The organism is Labrys sp. LIt4 (genome assembly GCF_017813775.1).
Lineage (GTDB): Bacteria > Pseudomonadota > Alphaproteobacteria > Rhizobiales > Labraceae > Labrys > Labrys okinawensis_A.
The window spans coordinates 151,844-167,378 of the sequence record NZ_JAGIPY010000009.1 but is presented as its reverse complement, the minus strand read 5'-3'; the positions used below and the strand labels follow the sequence as shown (position 1 = coordinate 167,378).

General features: G+C 64.7%; 19 protein-coding genes. 13 read left to right on the top strand and 6 right to left on the bottom strand.

The window, feature by feature from the left end:
• Positions 1-5: 5 nt before the first annotated feature.
• The 9 genes from urtE (at position 6) to ureG (ending at position 6,511) form a co-directional block, all read left to right on the top strand.
• Positions 6-701: an urea ABC transporter ATP-binding subunit UrtE gene (gene urtE / locus J8I29_RS18190; protein WP_209432815.1), complete on the top strand. Its 696-nt coding sequence runs from the start codon at positions 6-8 to the stop codon at positions 699-701.
• Positions 676-1,518 (top strand): urease accessory protein UreD, encoded by an 843-nt coding sequence (locus J8I29_RS18185; RefSeq protein WP_105860284.1) that lies wholly within the window; start codon positions 676-678, stop codon positions 1,516-1,518. The genes urtE and J8I29_RS18185 overlap by 26 nt, the downstream gene beginning before the upstream one ends.
• A gap of 182 nt (positions 1,519-1,700) precedes the next feature.
• Positions 1,701-2,003 carry an urease subunit gamma gene (locus tag J8I29_RS18180; RefSeq protein WP_209432738.1) on the top strand — a complete coding sequence of 101 codons (303 nt, stop codon included), beginning with the start codon at positions 1,701-1,703 and terminating at the stop codon, positions 2,001-2,003.
• Positions 2,004-2,157: 154 nt separating this feature from the next.
• Positions 2,158-2,742 (top strand): HupE/UreJ family protein, encoded by a 585-nt coding sequence (locus J8I29_RS18175; RefSeq protein ID WP_209432737.1) that lies wholly within the window; start codon positions 2,158-2,160, stop codon positions 2,740-2,742.
• 3 nt (positions 2,743-2,745) lie between these two features.
• Entirely contained in the window at positions 2,746-3,051 is a 306-nt protein-coding gene (locus J8I29_RS18170; protein ID WP_105860281.1) for an urease subunit beta, read from the top strand.
• A complete protein-coding gene (gene ureC, locus J8I29_RS18165; RefSeq protein ID WP_209432736.1) occupies positions 3,051-4,763 on the top strand; it encodes an urease subunit alpha in 1,713 nt (570 codons plus the stop codon). Before J8I29_RS18170 ends, ureC begins: the two co-directional genes overlap by 1 nt.
• 2 nt (positions 4,764-4,765) lie before the next feature.
• Positions 4,766-5,233, top strand: coding sequence for an urease accessory protein UreE (locus J8I29_RS18160; protein WP_209432735.1), 468 nt, complete (start codon positions 4,766-4,768; stop codon positions 5,231-5,233).
• A complete protein-coding gene (locus J8I29_RS18155; protein ID WP_209432734.1) occupies positions 5,226-5,879 on the top strand; it encodes an urease accessory protein UreF in 654 nt (217 codons plus the stop codon). Before J8I29_RS18160 ends, J8I29_RS18155 begins: the two co-directional genes overlap by 8 nt.
• On the top strand, positions 5,876-6,511 hold the full coding sequence (gene ureG, locus J8I29_RS18150) for an urease accessory protein UreG (protein ID WP_209432733.1): 636 nt from the start codon (positions 5,876-5,878) through the stop codon (positions 6,509-6,511). The genes J8I29_RS18155 and ureG overlap by 4 nt, the downstream gene beginning before the upstream one ends.
• Before the next feature lie 176 nt (positions 6,512-6,687).
• Here the strand turns inward: ureG and J8I29_RS18145 are convergent, their stop codons facing one another.
• Complete coding sequence (locus J8I29_RS18145; protein WP_209432732.1) at positions 6,688-7,605, bottom strand: LysR substrate-binding domain-containing protein; 918 nt, start codon at positions 7,603-7,605, stop codon at positions 6,688-6,690.
• Positions 7,606-7,698: 93 nt separating this feature from the next.
• Here J8I29_RS18145 and J8I29_RS18140 point away from each other — a divergent pair, with 93 nt between their 5' ends.
• Complete coding sequence (locus J8I29_RS18140) at positions 7,699-8,637, top strand: AEC family transporter (RefSeq protein ID WP_209432814.1); 939 nt, start codon at positions 7,699-7,701, stop codon at positions 8,635-8,637.
• Between the two features lie 144 nt (positions 8,638-8,781).
• On the opposite strand, the gene J8I29_RS18135 is transcribed toward J8I29_RS18140, so the two are convergent.
• Positions 8,782-9,201, bottom strand: a complete 420-nt coding sequence (locus J8I29_RS18135) for a DUF2171 domain-containing protein (RefSeq protein ID WP_181160968.1) — start codon at positions 9,199-9,201, stop codon at positions 8,782-8,784.
• Positions 9,202-9,286: 85 nt separating this feature from the next.
• Here J8I29_RS18135 and J8I29_RS18130 point away from each other — a divergent pair, with 85 nt between their 5' ends.
• The gene (locus J8I29_RS18130) at positions 9,287-9,643 is read left to right on the top strand and encodes an avidin/streptavidin family protein (protein WP_209432731.1); all 357 of its coding nucleotides are present in this window, start codon (positions 9,287-9,289) and stop codon (positions 9,641-9,643) included.
• Between the two features lie 91 nt (positions 9,644-9,734).
• Positions 9,735-10,526 carry a Ku protein gene (locus J8I29_RS18125; protein WP_209432730.1) on the top strand — a complete coding sequence of 264 codons (792 nt, stop codon included), beginning with the start codon at positions 9,735-9,737 and terminating at the stop codon, positions 10,524-10,526.
• A gap of 30 nt (positions 10,527-10,556) precedes the next feature.
• Here J8I29_RS18125 and ligD read toward each other — a convergent pair whose 3' ends face one another.
• The 3 genes from ligD to J8I29_RS18110 all read right to left on the bottom strand — a co-directional run bounded on the left by ligD (position 10,557) and on the right by J8I29_RS18110 (position 14,327).
• Entirely contained in the window at positions 10,557-13,094 is a 2,538-nt protein-coding gene (ligD, locus tag J8I29_RS18120; RefSeq protein WP_209432729.1) for a DNA ligase D, read from the bottom strand.
• A 1-nt stretch (position 13,095) separates the two neighbouring features.
• The gene (locus J8I29_RS18115; protein ID WP_209432728.1) at positions 13,096-13,965 is read right to left on the bottom strand and encodes a Ku protein; all 870 of its coding nucleotides are present in this window, start codon (positions 13,963-13,965) and stop codon (positions 13,096-13,098) included.
• 170 nt (positions 13,966-14,135) lie between these two features.
• The gene (locus J8I29_RS18110; RefSeq protein WP_209432727.1) at positions 14,136-14,327 is read right to left on the bottom strand and encodes a hypothetical protein; all 192 of its coding nucleotides are present in this window, start codon (positions 14,325-14,327) and stop codon (positions 14,136-14,138) included.
• A gap of 187 nt (positions 14,328-14,514) precedes the next feature.
• Here J8I29_RS18110 and J8I29_RS18105 point away from each other — a divergent pair, with 187 nt between their 5' ends.
• Positions 14,515-14,760, top strand: coding sequence for a DUF982 domain-containing protein (locus J8I29_RS18105; RefSeq protein ID WP_209432726.1), 246 nt, complete (start codon positions 14,515-14,517; stop codon positions 14,758-14,760).
• 85 nt (positions 14,761-14,845) lie between these two features.
• On the opposite strand, the gene J8I29_RS18100 is transcribed toward J8I29_RS18105, so the two are convergent.
• Positions 14,846-15,349, bottom strand: coding sequence for a sigma-70 family RNA polymerase sigma factor (locus J8I29_RS18100; RefSeq protein ID WP_105860639.1), 504 nt, complete (start codon positions 15,347-15,349; stop codon positions 14,846-14,848).
• Between the last annotated feature and the right edge of the window lie 186 nt (positions 15,350-15,535).

Below are 15,535 nucleotides of genomic sequence, written 5' to 3'. Positions count from 1 at the left end.
AGATGTTGTTGTCCGTCAGTGATCTCACTCTTCACTATGGTGCCGCCCAGGCGCTGCGCGGCGTGTCGCTGCAGGCCGACGCCGGCAAGGTCACCTGCATCCTCGGCCGCAATGGGGTCGGCAAGACCAGCCTGATGCGCACCATCGCCGGCCAGCACCGGCCGAGCGCCGGTACCGTCAGTTTCGAAGGCAAGCCACTCGGCCGCAGCCCCGCCCATGACAGGGCCAGGCTCGGCATCGCCCTCGTGCCTCAGGGCCGTGAAATCTTTCCCCTGCTGACGGTGAAGGAAAATCTTCAGACCGGCTTCGCCCCGCTCAAACGTGCCGATCGCAGCATTCCGGCCCATATATTCGACCTGTTTCCGGTGCTCGCCCAGATGCTGCAGCGCCGGGGCGGCGACCTTTCGGGAGGCCAGCAGCAGCAGCTCGCCATCGGCCGGGCGCTGGTGACCCGGCCCAAGCTCCTGCTGCTGGATGAGCCGACGGAAGGCATCCAGCCCTCCGTGATCAAGGATATCGGCCGGGCCATCGCGTTCCTGCGCGACAAAATGGGCATGACGATCCTCCTGGTCGAGCAATATCTCGACTTCGCGCGCGAACTGGCCGATCGTATCGTCATCATGGATCGCGGCGAGATCGTCTTTTCTGGCGATGCCGCCGACCTGGACAAGCCAGATGTACGCCGACATCTCCTGCTCTGAGCTCAGGAAGGCTTCGCCCCGCCTCGAACGGGCCGAAGGCGTCGCGCGCCTCGCCTTTCGCCGGCGTGCCGGGGCTACCAGGCTCGCGACCCTCTATCAGGAGGGGTGCGCCAAGGTAAGATTGCCGCAACCGCTGCCTGGAGCACAGCCGGAGGCCATCCTCATCAACACGGCGGGCGGGCTGACCGGTGGCGATAGTCTTTCCTTCGAGGTCGTGGCCGGACCGGGGAGTTCGGCCACCATCACAACCCAAGCCTGCGAACGCATCTACCGCTCGACGGGCGAGGACGCGGTGGTGGTCAACCGGCTGGTCGCCGAGGCCGGCGCCCGCCTGGCATGGCTGCCGCAGGAGACTATCCTGTTCGACGGCGGCCGCCTCGTCCGGCGTCTCGAGATCGATCTGGCCGACGGCGCCGAACTGCTCGCCGTCGAGGCCGTGCTGTTCGGCCGCGCCGCCATGGGCGAAGTGGTGCGCAGCGGCGCGCTCAAGGATCGCTGGCGGGTGCGCCACAGCGGCAAGCCGATCTTCGCCGATGATTTCCGCATCGAGGGCGATATCGCCAGCCGCCTTGCCGCCTCCGCGACGCTGGGAGGAAAACGAGCCATGGCCACGGTTCTCGCCATCTGCCCGGAGCCCGAGGAGCGGGTCGAAGAGGTGCGCGAGATCATCGGCAGCCATGGCGGCGCCAGCGCCTGGGGCGGCAAGCTCCTGGTGCGCCTTTTGGCCGAAGACAGCCTGGCGCTCCGGCGTCGCCTCGAGCCCCTTCTGTCGTTTCTGCTCGCCGGCCGTCCCCTGCCGAAAGTGTGGCAGCTCTAGAGGCCATGATGCCGTTCCCTCAATCGAAAACGCACGGAAGGTGGAATGTCGATCTTCAGATCGACATTCTCGAAAACCTCACATTTGCAAGAAAGGGATGTCGATCTGAAGATCGACACTCCAACCCAGCGCCACCGCCTGCAAGGTGAGCGCCCGCTCTGCCTCCAACCACCGGACCCCGCATGAACCTCACGCCCCGCGAAAAAGACAAGCTCCTGATAGCCATGGCAGCCCTGGTGGCGCGCCGGCGCCTCGAACGCGGCGTCAAGCTCAACCATCCCGAGGCGATCGCCCTCATCACCGATTTCGTGGTCGAGGGTGCGCGGGACGGCCGTACCGTCGCCGATCTCATGGAAGCGGGTGCCCATGTGGTGACGCGCGAACAGGTCATGCCCGGCATCGCCGAGATGATCCACGACGTGCAGGTGGAAGCGACCTTCCCGGACGGGACAAAGCTGGTCACTGTGCACGAACCCATCCGATAGGTCGCCGGAGGACAGGTGAACCGAACAAACTCGATCTTTGTCATTGCCGGGCTTGACCCGGCAATTCAGCCCCTCTTTCGGGCAATGACGACCCAAATCCCTGGATGCCCAGTTCAAGCCCGGGCATGGCAAGGGCAACGCTTCAGAGGCTAGAATGAAGAAATATCTCATCGCATTCGCCGCCATGCTCAGTGCCACGCCGGCCATGGCCCATATCAATCCGGCCGAGCATGCCTCCTTCTCCACCGGTTTCCTGCATCCTCTTTCGGGCGCGGATCACGTGCTGGCGATGGTCGCAGTCGGCCTGTGGGCTGCCCAGCTCGGCGGGCGGGCGCTGTGGGCGGTGCCGGCGACCTTCGTCCTGGTCATGATGGCCGGCTTCGGCGCGTCCCTCACCGGCATGCCCCTGCCCTTCATCGAGCCGGCGATCGCCGCCTCGGTCGTGGTGCTCGGCCTGCTCGCCCTGACGGCATTCAAGGTACCGATGCCGATGGGCATGATCGTCGTCGGATTCTTCGCCCTGTTCCACGGCTTCGCTCATGGCAGCGAACTGGGTGAAGCAAGCGCCACGCCCTTCCTTGTCGGCTTTGCCCTGGCGACGGCCCTGCTGCATGCGGCCGGCGTGCTGCTCGGGCCCGCGATCGCCCGCCTCGCCGGCGACAAGGCCGGCAGGCTCGTCACGCGCTTCGCCGGGGGGCTGACCGCCCTCGCCGGCCTGGCCCTGATGGTGGGAGGCTAGACCATGATCCCGGGCGAAGTCCTGCCGATGGCGGGTGACATCGAGCTGAACGCCGGCGCACAGGCGAGCGTTCTGGTGGTCGCCAATTCCGGCGACCGGCCCATCCAGGTCGGTTCCCACTATCACTTCTTCGAAGTCAATGCGGCGCTGCTGTTCGACCGGGACGCGGCGCGCGGCATGCGGCTCGACATTCCCGCCGGCACGGCCGTTCGCTTCGAGCCGGGACAGCAGCGGCAGGTGCGGCTGATCCCGATCGGCGGCAAGCGCGTCATCTTCGGCTTTCAGAGCAAGATCATGGGAGCCCTGTGATGCCCGTTTCTCTTTCCCGCGCCGCCTATGCGCAAATGTACGGGCCGACGGTCGGCGATCGCGTCAGGCTGGCCGATACCGAGCTTTTCATCGAGGTGGAAAAGGACTTCACCATACCCGGCGAGGAGGTGAAATTCGGCGGCGGCAAGGTGATCCGCGACGGCATGGGCCAGAGCCAGGCGAGCCGGGCCGCCGGCGCCGTCGACACTGTCATCACCAATGCGCTGATCCTCGATCACTGGGGCATCGTCAAGGCCGATGTCGGCCTGCGGGACGGCCTGATCGTGGCGATCGGCAAGGCCGGCAATCCCGACATCCAGCCCGGCGTCACCATCGTCATCGGGCCCGGCACCGAGATCATTGCCGGCGAAGGCAAGATCCTCACGGCCGGCGGCGTCGACGCGCATATCCATTTCATCTGCCCGCAGCAGATCGAGGAAGCGCTGATGTCGGGCGTCACCACCATGCTGGGCGGCGGCACCGGCCCGGCCCACGGCACGCTCGCCACCACCTGTACGCCCGGCCCCTGGCACCTGGCCCGCATGATCCGCTCCTTCGACGCCTTCCCGATCAATCTGGGGCTGTCTGGCAAGGGCAACACCTCGCGGCCGGAGGCCCTGGTCGAGATGATCGAGGGCGGCGCCTGCGCGCTCAAGCTGCATGAGGACTGGGGCACGACGCCGGCGGCCATCGACAATTGCCTCGGCGTGGCCGACGACTACGACGTGCAGGTGATGATCCACACGGACACGCTCAACGAGAGCGGCTTCGTGGAAGATACGGTCGCCGCCTTCAAGGGGCGCACCATTCATGCCTTCCACACCGAAGGCGCCGGCGGCGGCCATGCGCCCGATATCATCAAGGTCTGCGGCCTGCCCAACGTGCTGCCGTCCTCGACCAACCCGACCAGGCCCTATACCCACAACACGATCGCCGAGCATCTGGACATGCTGATGGTCTGCCATCATCTGTCGCCGGCGATAGCCGAGGACATCGCCTTTGCCGAAAGCCGCATCCGCAAGGAGACCATCGCGGCGGAGGACATCCTCCACGACATCGGCGCCTTCTCGATCATTTCGTCCGACAGCCAGGCGATGGGCCGCGTCGGCGAGGTCCTGATCCGCACCTGGCAGACCGCCCACAAGATGAAGCTGCAGCGCGGGCGCCTGCCCGGCGAGAGCGGCGACAACGACAATCTCCGGGTGCGCCGCTATATCGCCAAATACACCATCAACCCGGCCATCGCCCAGGGACTGTCGGCCTATGTCGGCTCGATCGAAGTCGGCAAGCGCGCCGATCTCGTCCTGTGGAACCCGGCCTTCTTCGCAGTCAAGCCGGAGATGGTCTTGGTGGGCGGCACCATCGCCGCGGCCCCGATGGGCGATCCCAACGCCTCGATCCCGACGCCGCAGCCGATGCATTACCGCCCGATGTTCGGCAGCTTCGGCGGTGCTCCGGCCGCCTCTTCCCTGACATTCGTCAGCAGAGCGGCGCTTGCCGGCGGACTTAAGGAACGGCTTGGCGTCGCCAAGCCGATGGCGGCGGTCGAGAACACGCGCGGCGGCATCTCCAAGCGCTCCATGGTGCTGAACGATGCCCTGCCGCACATGGAAGTCGATCCCGAGACCTATGAAGTCCGCGCCGATGGCGAACTCCTGACCTGCCCGCCGGCAACCGAACTGCCGATGGCCCAACGCTATTTCCTGTTCTGACCATGCTGCACGCCACATCCCACTGCCGCCATGACAGCCGGCTCCCCGTCGGCACCCTCACGCTCGACCACAGGGGCCGCCATCTGCGGCGCAAGCGGCTCATCACCGATCAGGGCGATATCGTCATGGTCGACCTGCCTGAAGCCGTGCTGCTCGCCGATGGCGACGCCCTCGTGCTGGAAGACGGACGCACCCTGACCATCCTCGCAGCGCCCGAGGAGCTCTACGCGGTCAGGCCCGGCCGGCACTGTCCGCTTGCCCATCTGGCCTGGCACCTCGGCAACCGCCATCTCGCCGCCGAAATCGGCGCCGACGTCATCCTGATCGAACGCGACCGCGTGATCCGGTCCATGCTGGAAGGCCTCGGAGCCGAAATCCAGGAGGTGGTCGCCGGCTTCCAGCCCGTGCACGGCGCCTACCACGGTCACGCCCACGGCCACCATCACGACCACGGGCATCGTCATGACTGACGGCACGGCGCATCTGGTGCGCTTGCTGAGCTGGCTGTCGCCGGCCTTCCCGGTCGGTGCCTTCGCCTACAGCCATGGCCTGGAACGAGCGGTCCACGATGGCCTGATCGAGGACCGATCCGCGCTCACCGACTGGCTGAGCGAAATCGTCCAGTCGGGCTCCGGCTGGAACGACGCCATACTCCTGGCCGAGGCCTGGCGCCTGGCCTCGCGAGGAGAGAGTTGCGCCGCCATCGCGGAACTCGCCGAGGCCATGGCCGGCACGCGCGAGCGCCATCGTGAAACCATGCTGCAGGGCGAGGCCTTCGGGCAAGCCGTCGCCCACTGGACCGGCGAGGCAATCGGACCCACTCCCTATGCCGTCGCCATCGGCCAGGCCGCCGCGCGCCATGGCATCGCGCTCGACCAGGCGCTGGCCGGCTTCCTTCACGCCTTCACCGCCAATCTGATCCAGGCCGCCATCCGGCTGGTTCCGCTCGGACAGCGCGACGGGGTCCTGTCACTCGCGGCGCTCGAACCGATCATCCTGACGACGGCACGACGCGCCTCGCTGGCGACGCTCGACGACCTCGGCGCCTGCACCCTGATGTCCGACATCGTTTCGATGCGGCACGAAACCCAATATTCAAGGATTTTCCGCTCATGAATGCCAGCAACGGTCCCAATTCGGTCAATGGTCCCTTGCGGGTGGGCATCGGCGGCCCGGTCGGCGCCGGCAAGACCACCCTCACCGAAATGCTGTGCAAGGCGATGCGCGAAAGCTATTCGGTCGCCGTCGTCACCAACGACATCTTCACCAAAGAAGACGAGCTCATCCTCAACCGGGTGCAGGCGCTTCCCCAGGACCGCATCATCGGTGTCGAGACAGGCGGCTGCCCCCATACCGCCATTCGCGAGGACGCCTCGATCAATCTGGCGGCGATCGCCGAAATGCGCCGGCGTTTTCCCGACCTCGACGTCGTCTTCATCGAATCCGGCGGCGACAATCTGGCGGCGACCTTCTCGCCGGACCTCGCCGATATCACGCTCTACGTCATCGACGTCGCAGCAGGCGAGAAAATCCCGCGCAAGGGCGGCCCCGGTATCACGCGCTCCGATCTCCTGATCATCAACAAGATGGATCTTGCCCCCCATGTCGGCGCCGACCTCGATGTCATGCGCGCGGATACCGAGAAGCAACGCGGCCAGCGGCCTTTCGTGTTCACCGACATGCGCCGGCGCATCGGGCTCGACGACGTCATCGCCTTCATCGAGCGGCAAGGCGGCCTGGCCGCATAGCCCTATTGTCGTGATGTGGCAGAGACCCTGGGGTCGCGTCATTGCGAGCGCAGCGAAGCAATCCAGGAGCCACGAGCCACGCATTTTACCGAGACTGGATTGCTTCGCTGCGCTCGCAATGACGAAGGAAACGGTGTCGCGATTGTAGTGACGACTACCGTCATAGGGCATTCAGCTCAGCGCCTCGACCGGGTCACGGGCCTTTCGGCAGCCGCCGGCTCCTTCCGATCCCGGACGATGTCGATCAGGGGTGCGATGGCGGGATTGTCGGAGTCAACCGGAACCGAGAGAACCACCTTCAAGGTCGGCGCAGCCACAAGGGCTCGGGGTACAACGTCCACGACCGCTTCGTCGCATATTGATGCCGGCACCAGGCCCACGCCCAGTCGAGCCGCCACGAGGCGGACGATGGTGTGCTGCAACTGGGGTTCATAGCGAAATCGCGGAACGATGCCGGCCTTCTCGAAATAGCCCGCGATGGCCTCGCGCAGTATCGGCGCCACGGTTGCGGGAGCAGCGATCAATTCCTCGGTCTCCAAATCGTGAGGAACGATGGAATCCCGCCCGGCGAGAGGATGTCCGCTGGGAACGATGAGGCACAGATGGTCCGTGATGACGGGCACCGTGCGCAATCGGGGAAATGGCCGGCCGGCAAAGGTGATGGCGGCGTCGAGCTCGCCGCCGAGCAGCCTGTGCTCGATCTCGGCGGGCGTCGTCTCCAGGAGAACGACGCGAATCTCCGGCCTCAGCCTGGCATAGGAACTGACGATCTGCGGCACGATGCGATGGGCGGCATGCATCATGAAGCCCAGGCGCAATTCGCCCTTCTGGCCTTCCGCCACCAGCCTGGCGTCGCGGCAGGCATCCTCGAACCGGGCAAGGACCGCGCGGGAATCCGCCAGGAACCTTTCCCCGGCCTGCGTCAGGGTGACATGGCGCGAGCTTCGTTCCACCAGCTGCACGCCGAGCTCGCGCTCCAGATTGGCGATCTGCCGGCTGAAAGGCGGTTGGGTCATATGCAATCGGGCGGCCGCCCGGCCGAAATGCAAGGTCTCGGCGAGTGCCACGAAATAGCGCATCTGGCGCGAATCCATCGATACCTCCAACGCATTGATAGGGGCCTCGGATTGGATTGGATTATATCGATTGCCGCTCCTATGAAAGAAGGCACCCTGATCGGGCATGCCATGCTTTCCAATCTTCTCATCGTCCTGCCCGTCTTTGCGCTGATCCTCGCGGGCTGGCTCGCGCGGCGCAGCAACGCGCTTGGTCCGCATGCCACGCGCGAGGTGAACCGGCTCGTGGTCTATCTGGCGCTGCCGGCACTGCTGTTCGACATCATGGCAAATGCAGATCCGGCCCAGATCTGGCAGCCCGGCTTCATTCTGGCCTTTGCCCTGGGCTGCGCCCTCATCTTCGTCCTCGCGCTGGGGATCCGCTTGAGGCAGGGCTCCCATCTGGCCGATGCGGCGATCGATGGCCTCAACGCCGGCTACGCCAATACCGGCTTCATGGGCTTCCCGCTGATCCTCACGGTCGTCGGGCAATCCGGCATGGCGCCGACCCTGGTCGCGACCATCGTGACCGTCTGTGTCCTGTTTGCCGTGGCCATCGTGCTGATCGAGGCCAGCCTCCAGTCCCAGGCGCGCCGGCGGGACATCGCCCGCAAGACGCTGCTCGCCTTGATCCGCAATCCCCTGCTGGTCGCGCCGGCTCTCGGAGCGATGGTGATGGTTTCGGGCTGGCCGCTTCCTCAGACCCTCGATAAATTTTTGAAATTGCTGGGCGGCGCCGCTTCCCCATGTGCGCTCATCGCGCTCGGGCTTTTCCTGGCGGACAGCGCCGGCCGAAGTGCGAAGGCGGGACAAAGGGTCGAGGCGCTGCTGATCGGACTGAAGCTGGTAGCCCACCCCGTCGTGACCTGGGTGATTGCGGCGCCCATCCTCGGCCTGGCACCGGAGGCGGTCCGCATCGCGGTCCTTCTCGCGGCCCTGCCGACCGGCACGGGCCCCTTCATGCTCGCCGAATTCTACGGACGGCAAGCCTTGGTCACCAGCCGTGTCGTCCTGGCAACGACCGTCTTGTCCGTCGCGACGCTCTCCTTGTACCTTGCGCTCTCAGGGTAGGCGGAAAACGCTCCTGACTTCATCTGCTCCGTTTGCCGATGCCTGCTGCAGCGAGATGGCTGCTGCAACGACCTGGAGGAGAGCACGTGGTTGGAGCATGGCCCCGCCTCCAGGCCGATTGCCGGAAGATCGGCCTTTCAGCGCCTATTCCTCGGGAGACAGGAAGGCACGCGTCGCGACGGCCGACACCTTCTGCCGCAGCTTGACCTTGTTTCCCTCGACGGCGGAAACCTGGGAGATGTCTAGGAAAGGTTTCCTGGGATCCAGTATCTCCTCGCTGCTCAGTTTGATCATGGTGCCTTCGACTTTTTCGACGATGCCGACATGCTGATCATTGGCATCGACGACTTCCATATTTTCGCGGATATCCATCATTGCGGTGCACTCACGTGAAAGCCTGGTTCTAACCACCCGATGGAGGTGAAGTTCCCGGCCGTCGCCAGAGGCAAGCGTATCTGGCCTTGCCGCTGCTCCTCCCAAGCGCCCCGGGCGTCCGCCGCGGCATGAAACAATCCTCGCCGAAGCTCGTTCTTCTTCAGGAATATCTTTGGCGAACGTGCCCAAAGCACGCCATCCCATCGGTGCCATCGCCTCATTTGCCCGGCGGGACGGCGCCGGCGACGTCGGAGAGCTGATCAGGAGGACTGGAATGGGTTGGGTCGGCAGATGGAAGAACCAATATGGATCGGTCCTCAATGTGACCGAGGACGCGGATGGCAGGATCGCCGGCACTTTCAAGACGGCACTCCTCGAGAGCGGCTTCTACGGCACCGAAATCGCTGTCTGCGGCACCCATCTGGGACATTGCATCAGCTTTGCCTTCACGGCCTCGACCGTCGGCGGGGATCTTCTGTGTTCCTACAGCGGATTGTTGCGCGGCGACCGCCTCAACACGGTCTGGCACGTCATCTCCGATGGCCAGCTCGATCCGGAAGCACGCATCACCGAGCGTGCCTGGCCGCATGCGGTGACGACGAACGCCGAAACCTTCCTGCGGGAGCCATAGGGGAAGCCGCCGTGAGGATCGATCGCAACACAGTGCAGGCACAAACAGGCATTCAGGCCTAAACATTTGTTCGGCCCCAGGAGAAAACCCCATGGTTTCTCGCGCGTTCTGGAAAGGTTACCTCAAGCTCTCACTGGTCACCTGCCCGGTGGCCCTGACGCCGGCGACCTCGGAAAGCGAAAAGGTGCGTTTCCATACCCTCAACCGGGCGACAGGCAATCGCATCGTCAGCCAATATGTCGATGCGGTCACCGGCAAACGCGTGGACGAAGAAGACGAGATCAAGGGCTATCAGCGCGGTGAGGACGATTATGTCATGCTCGATGACGACGAGATCGAGGCCGTCGCCCTGGAGAGCACCCGCACCATCGACATCGATCTCTTCACGCCGCGTGACGAGATCGAATGGATCTGGCTCGACAAGCCTCATTATCTGACGCCGGACGATCCTGTCGGCGAGGAGGCTTTCGCGGTCATTCGCGACGCCATGGCGACGACGCAGATGGTCGGCATTGCCCGCCTGGTGATGTACCGGCGCGAACGCGCGGTGATGCTGGAACCTCGCGACAAGGGCATCGTGGTGTGGACCCTGCGTTACGGTGACGAGGTGCGCAACCCGGACGCCTATTTCGGCAATCTCGGCGATGTCAGCCCCGATCGCCCCACGATGCAGCTCATGCAAAAACTGATCGACGGGCGCACCAGGCCCTGGAACCGGAGCATGGTCCGCGACCCTGTGCAGGAGCGCCTCCTCGAAATTATCGCCGCCAAGAAAAAAGGACGGCCTCGGGCCGCGGCCCGGCCCAAGAGCGAAGCCCCCGGCAAGGTCGTCAGCATCATGGATGCCCTGCGCAAGAGCCTGGCGCGCGAGGCACGGCACTGATCCCGCGCCGATCGCGGCCGCGTACCCTTCTCAAGCCGCCTTGCGCGCAGCGCGGGTCTCGAGTGGCACGGCCGCTTCGCGGAAATCCGCCCAGGGATCGGCGGCAAGAGCCGCCAGCCGCGTCGGCGTATTCGTCACGGTGAAATAGGCGGGCCCGATCGCGGGCGCCAGTTCCTCCCAGGCGACAGGCATGGAGACGGCCGCGCCAGGGCGCGCCCGCGTCGAATAGGGCGCGACCGCCGTGGAGCCGCGCTGGTTGCGCAGATAATCGATCAGGATCTTGCCATGGCGTTTCGCCTTGGTGATGGTGGAGACGAAACGATCCGGACTGTCAGCCGCCATGGCGTCGGCAAGGCCCTTGGTGAAGGCCTTGACCTTCGGCCAGCCGGCTTTCGGCTTGAGGGGGGCGACAACATGCAGCCCCTTGCCGCCCGACGTCTTCACGAAGGCGGCGAGCCCCGCCTGTTCGAGACGTTCCTTGACCTCTTCGGCGGCCGCGATCACCTCGGTCCAGGCGACGTCGTCACCGGGATCGAGGTCCATGGTGATCATGTCGGGCCGCTCCCAGTCGGCAAGCGTCGATCCCCAGGGGTGTATCTCCAGGACAGCCGCCTGGACCAGACCGATCAGGCCGTCGAGATCCTCGATCGCGATCAGGGGCTGGCCGTCGCGGTCCTTGGGATCGTTCACCTCGAGAATATGCTCGTTCAGGCCCTTCCAGGCATGTTTCTGGAAGAAACGAGGTCCCTCTATCCCATCGGGGCAGCGCAGCAAGGCCAGAGGCCGGCCGACTACGAAGGGCGCCACGACGCGCCACACATCGGCGTAATAATCGGCAAGTCCTTCCTTCGTCACGCCTTGCTCCGGCCAGTAGAGCCGGTCTGGGTGGGTGAGCTTCACGGTTCGGCGCGGTACTCCAGCCATGGTCCCTGCCTTTTTCCTGGTCTCCCTGACGACTTCTTTCGCCGGCTTGTCCTCTCGAAGGCCGCGAAAGGCAGCATGGCGCAGATGACGATCGGCCGTCCAGGCCCGGAATTCCACTTCGGCCACCAGTTCGGGGCGCGTGAAGCGCACCTGCCGGCCCTCCTCCGCCGTGAGCGGCCGGCCGAACGGGCTTTGCTTGACCCGCATGCCCTCCAGGCGCCGATACAAGTCTTCGGCGACCGAACGGGTGAAGCCGGTACCGACGCGGCCGACCGGCTCCAGGTCGTCCCCCTGGTAGACGCCGAGAACGAGCGATCCGATCGCCGTTCGGGAGGTGGTGGACGGCACATAGCCGCCGACCACGAATTCCTGGCGTGCCGAACATTTTGACTTCACCCAGCTCCGGCCCCGCCCCGACTGGTAGGGCGCGACGCGAAGCTTGGAGACGACGCCTTCGAGGCTCAGCCGGCAGGCATGGCGGAGGACCATGGCACCGCTCTCCTCGAAATGATCGGAAAAGCGGATTTCCTTTGCGGCCCGAGCCAGCAATTCCTGCAGGAGCGCCTTGCGCCGGATGAGCGGCAGCGCCCTGAGGTCATAGCCGTCGAGATAGAGGAGGTCGAAGCCGTAATAGACGAAGCGGTCGAAGCGCCCCTCGCTCAGATCCGCCTGCAGGGTGGAAAAATCCGAGGCGCCCGTCGCAGCCTCGACCACCAGTTCGCCGTCGAGCAGCGCCGAGCCGACCGGCAAGGCCTGCAGCGCAGCCCGTACCGGCTCGCCGAACTTTCTGGTCCAATCCAGCCCGCTGCGGGTCAGAAGCTTGACCCGTCCCGCCTCGATGCGCGCCTGGAGGCGATAGCCATCGAATTTGATCTCGTGAATCCAGTCGGAACCCGTCGGGGCCTTGGCAACCAGCGTCGCGAGCGTCGGCTCGACGAAGTCCGGCATCGGCGCCTTCTTGGCCCCCTTGATGGAGGCCGGGTCGGAAACGGCGCCGGGCTGATGGCGACCTCCCGACCGCCGGCTGGCCTTACGCTTGGGCGCAATCCTGCCCGTCTTGGATGACCAACCCGGCTCTTCGCCAGCGACCTCGGCGACCTCGCGCCCCGTCTTCACCGATTCCGGCCGCTCCTCCAGAATGTCAGGAGCGTCCGGCGGACGCGCGGCTTCATCCTCGCCCTTGATCAGCAACCAGTTCTCGCGTTTCTCGCGCGGCTTGCCGCGCATGCGGATCAGGTGCCAGTGGCCGGCGAGCTTTTCGCCCTTCAGCTCGAATTCCAGATGCCCCTTGTCGTAACCCCGATGCGGATCCCCGATCGGCTGCCAGGTCCCGCGATCCCAGACAATCACGGTGCCGCCGCCATACTCCCCCTTGGGAATGGTGCCTTCGAAATCTCCATAATCGAGCGGATGGTCCTCCACATGCACGGCGAGGCGCTTTTCGCCGGGGACCAGGCTGGGCCCCTTGGTCACCGCCCAGCTTTTGAGCACGCCATCCATTTCGAGCCGGAAATCATAATGCAGCCGCCTGGCGTCGTGCTTCTGGATCACAAAGCTGTTGCCGCGCTTGCGCCCCGCCCGTCCCTTCGGTTCGGGCGTCACCCTGAAATCGCGCTTGTGGTGATAGGGCTCGAGCGTGCCCATGTCAGCTCGCCTTGCGCCGGGCGGTGCGGGGCTTGCGCGCGGGCGTCTTGCGCGCGACCTTGGCGGGCGTCGAAGACCGGCGTGCCGGCTTGCGTCCGGCCAGTCCGGCGCTCTCCCGCAGCACGGCCATCAGGTCGACTACTTTCTCGCGGACAGGCTCCTTGCGGATCGGGACCGGTTTTCCTTCGATCTTGGCCTTGACCAGATCGGCGAGGGCCTCTTCATAACGATCCTCGAATTTCGATGGATCGAACCTGCCGGACTTGGTCCGGATGATATGCTCGGCCAGCTCCAGCATCTCGCCTTTGATGGTGAGATCCGGCACCTCGTCGAAAATCTCCTCGGCCGGGCGCACCTCATAATCGAAATTGAGCGTGGTCGCGATCAGCCCCGCTCCGTGCGCCCGGATCAGTACTGTCCGGACCCGTCGAAACAGCACCGTTCGAGCCAGTGCCGCAACCTGGCTGGCCCTCATGCCGTCGCGGATCACGGCGTAAACTTCCTGGGCCTCGCTGTTGGCTGGCGCGAGATAATAGGGATTGTCGAAATAGACGTCGTCGATCTCACGGCATCGAATGAAAGCCTCGACGGCGAGCGTCTTGTCGCTTTCCGGCACCGCCGAGGCGACTTCCTCGGCCTCCAGCACGACATACTCCCCCGGTGCCGTCTCATAGCCCTTGACCTGTTCCTCCCGTGGTACGGTCTTGCCGCTCTCGCCATCGATGAAGACGCGGTGGACACGATGGCCGGTTGCGCGGTTGAGCGTGTGGAACACGATGCGATCGGAAGCCGATGCCGCCGTATAGAGCGCAACCGGGCACGCGACCTCCGCGATTTTCAAGAACCCCTTCCAATTCGCTCGTGGTGCCATGGATCGACCTCCGGGCTCGACGATGAAGGTTGTGAGAGACTTTTGAGCCGACGCTCGTAACCGTCCCTCAACCGGGCGTCGGCGCGATTGTTCCAGCAGGCCACCGATGTCGGGGCCGCGCCAAACGGCAGCCCTCCTGCGACACAGCGAAAGGGCCGTGGAACCCGCTCCTATCGGACATAGGTCCAGATGAGGTAGGCAACGAAACAGGCCAGGGCCGCACCGATCGATCCCAGGACCAGCACATAGAGAACCCGCCATCCCGCCGGCCCCTGCCGGACGGTATCCGTCGTAATGTTTTGCGTATCGCGCCCCTCGGGCGGTGCCGGCTGGACATTATCCTTTTCGACCGTGGGGGTCATGTCAGCCTCCTTTTCTCCATCTGCCTCTCGGTCCAACTTTTTTCTGACGCATACGTTCCTCAAAAGCGCAGCCCCGCCCGATGCCTTTGGCGCCACCCAGGCGTCTCCGCTGCAGCCGGGTCAATCCCCGTTCCTGCCTCATCGGAACCATCCGACCCTGCTTGGGTTGTTGACCAGGAGGTATGACATGGACACCCAGCCCTGGAGCCGCCCGGTTCAGTTCGAAACTGCGGGCGGAGACGTCAAAATTCTGACTTCGACCGAGGAGGCATCCTACTATCTGCAGAATGACTGGCCCGTCGATATCGGGCCGAAATTCATCGAAGCGCAGCGTACCTGCCTGGATGTTATGGCCGGCATCGGGGGGCCCGACGATGCTCGAGCCGCCTTCCTCGAGGCCTGCAAGGAAGCCGAAATCGGCGTCCTGCCCTGAAGGAGACCCATGTCACGGCCTTGTTTCCACCCGCCGGAAGCGGGTGGATCGACATGGCTGGGCCAAGCAAACTCCTGGGGCACCGCTAGCTTGCCTGTCTATAATCCACCTCGCCCATTTCGCAGCTCAGGCGAGCCCTCGCCCGGTTGAGCCTGCTCTTGACCGTGCCCACGGCACAGCCGCAGATCACAGCCGCGCTCTCATAGGACTCGCCCAGGATCACGATCAGGGCGATGATCTCCTTGTATTTGTCCGGCAGACTCTGGAACGCGCGGCCCACTTCGCCGACCCTCACATTCCATTCCTGCTCGCCGGGTACTGCCGCACTGTCGAATAGCGTGTCGTCCCCACGCAGCACCTCGCGGCTGCGCTTCTTGGCTCTTGTGCAATAGCTGTTGCGCATGATCGTAAAGAGCCAGGACTTCAAACGGGTTCCCGGTTCGAATTGGTCGATATTGGCGAGAGCCTTAAGAAGAGTTTCCTGAACCAGGTCATCGGCGTCAGAGGGTTCCTGACAGAAGGTGCGCGCAAAGGCCCGCAAGGCTGGGATCAGCTTGACGATGTCAGCCCGCTCCGCGTTCTCGGTCACGTGATTGTCCAACAAGGAAAATCCCCTTCATTTGACAGCAGAGATGGTGGGATGTTCCGGTTCAACGCGAAGATCGCGGTGGTTGTTCCGTACCTATGTCGAACTTCATAGGGTCATGTCGCCGGAGGCGATGAATCCGCTCCGTCAGGCCGGAACAGCATGGGCCGATGCAGGTTTGGTTGACGA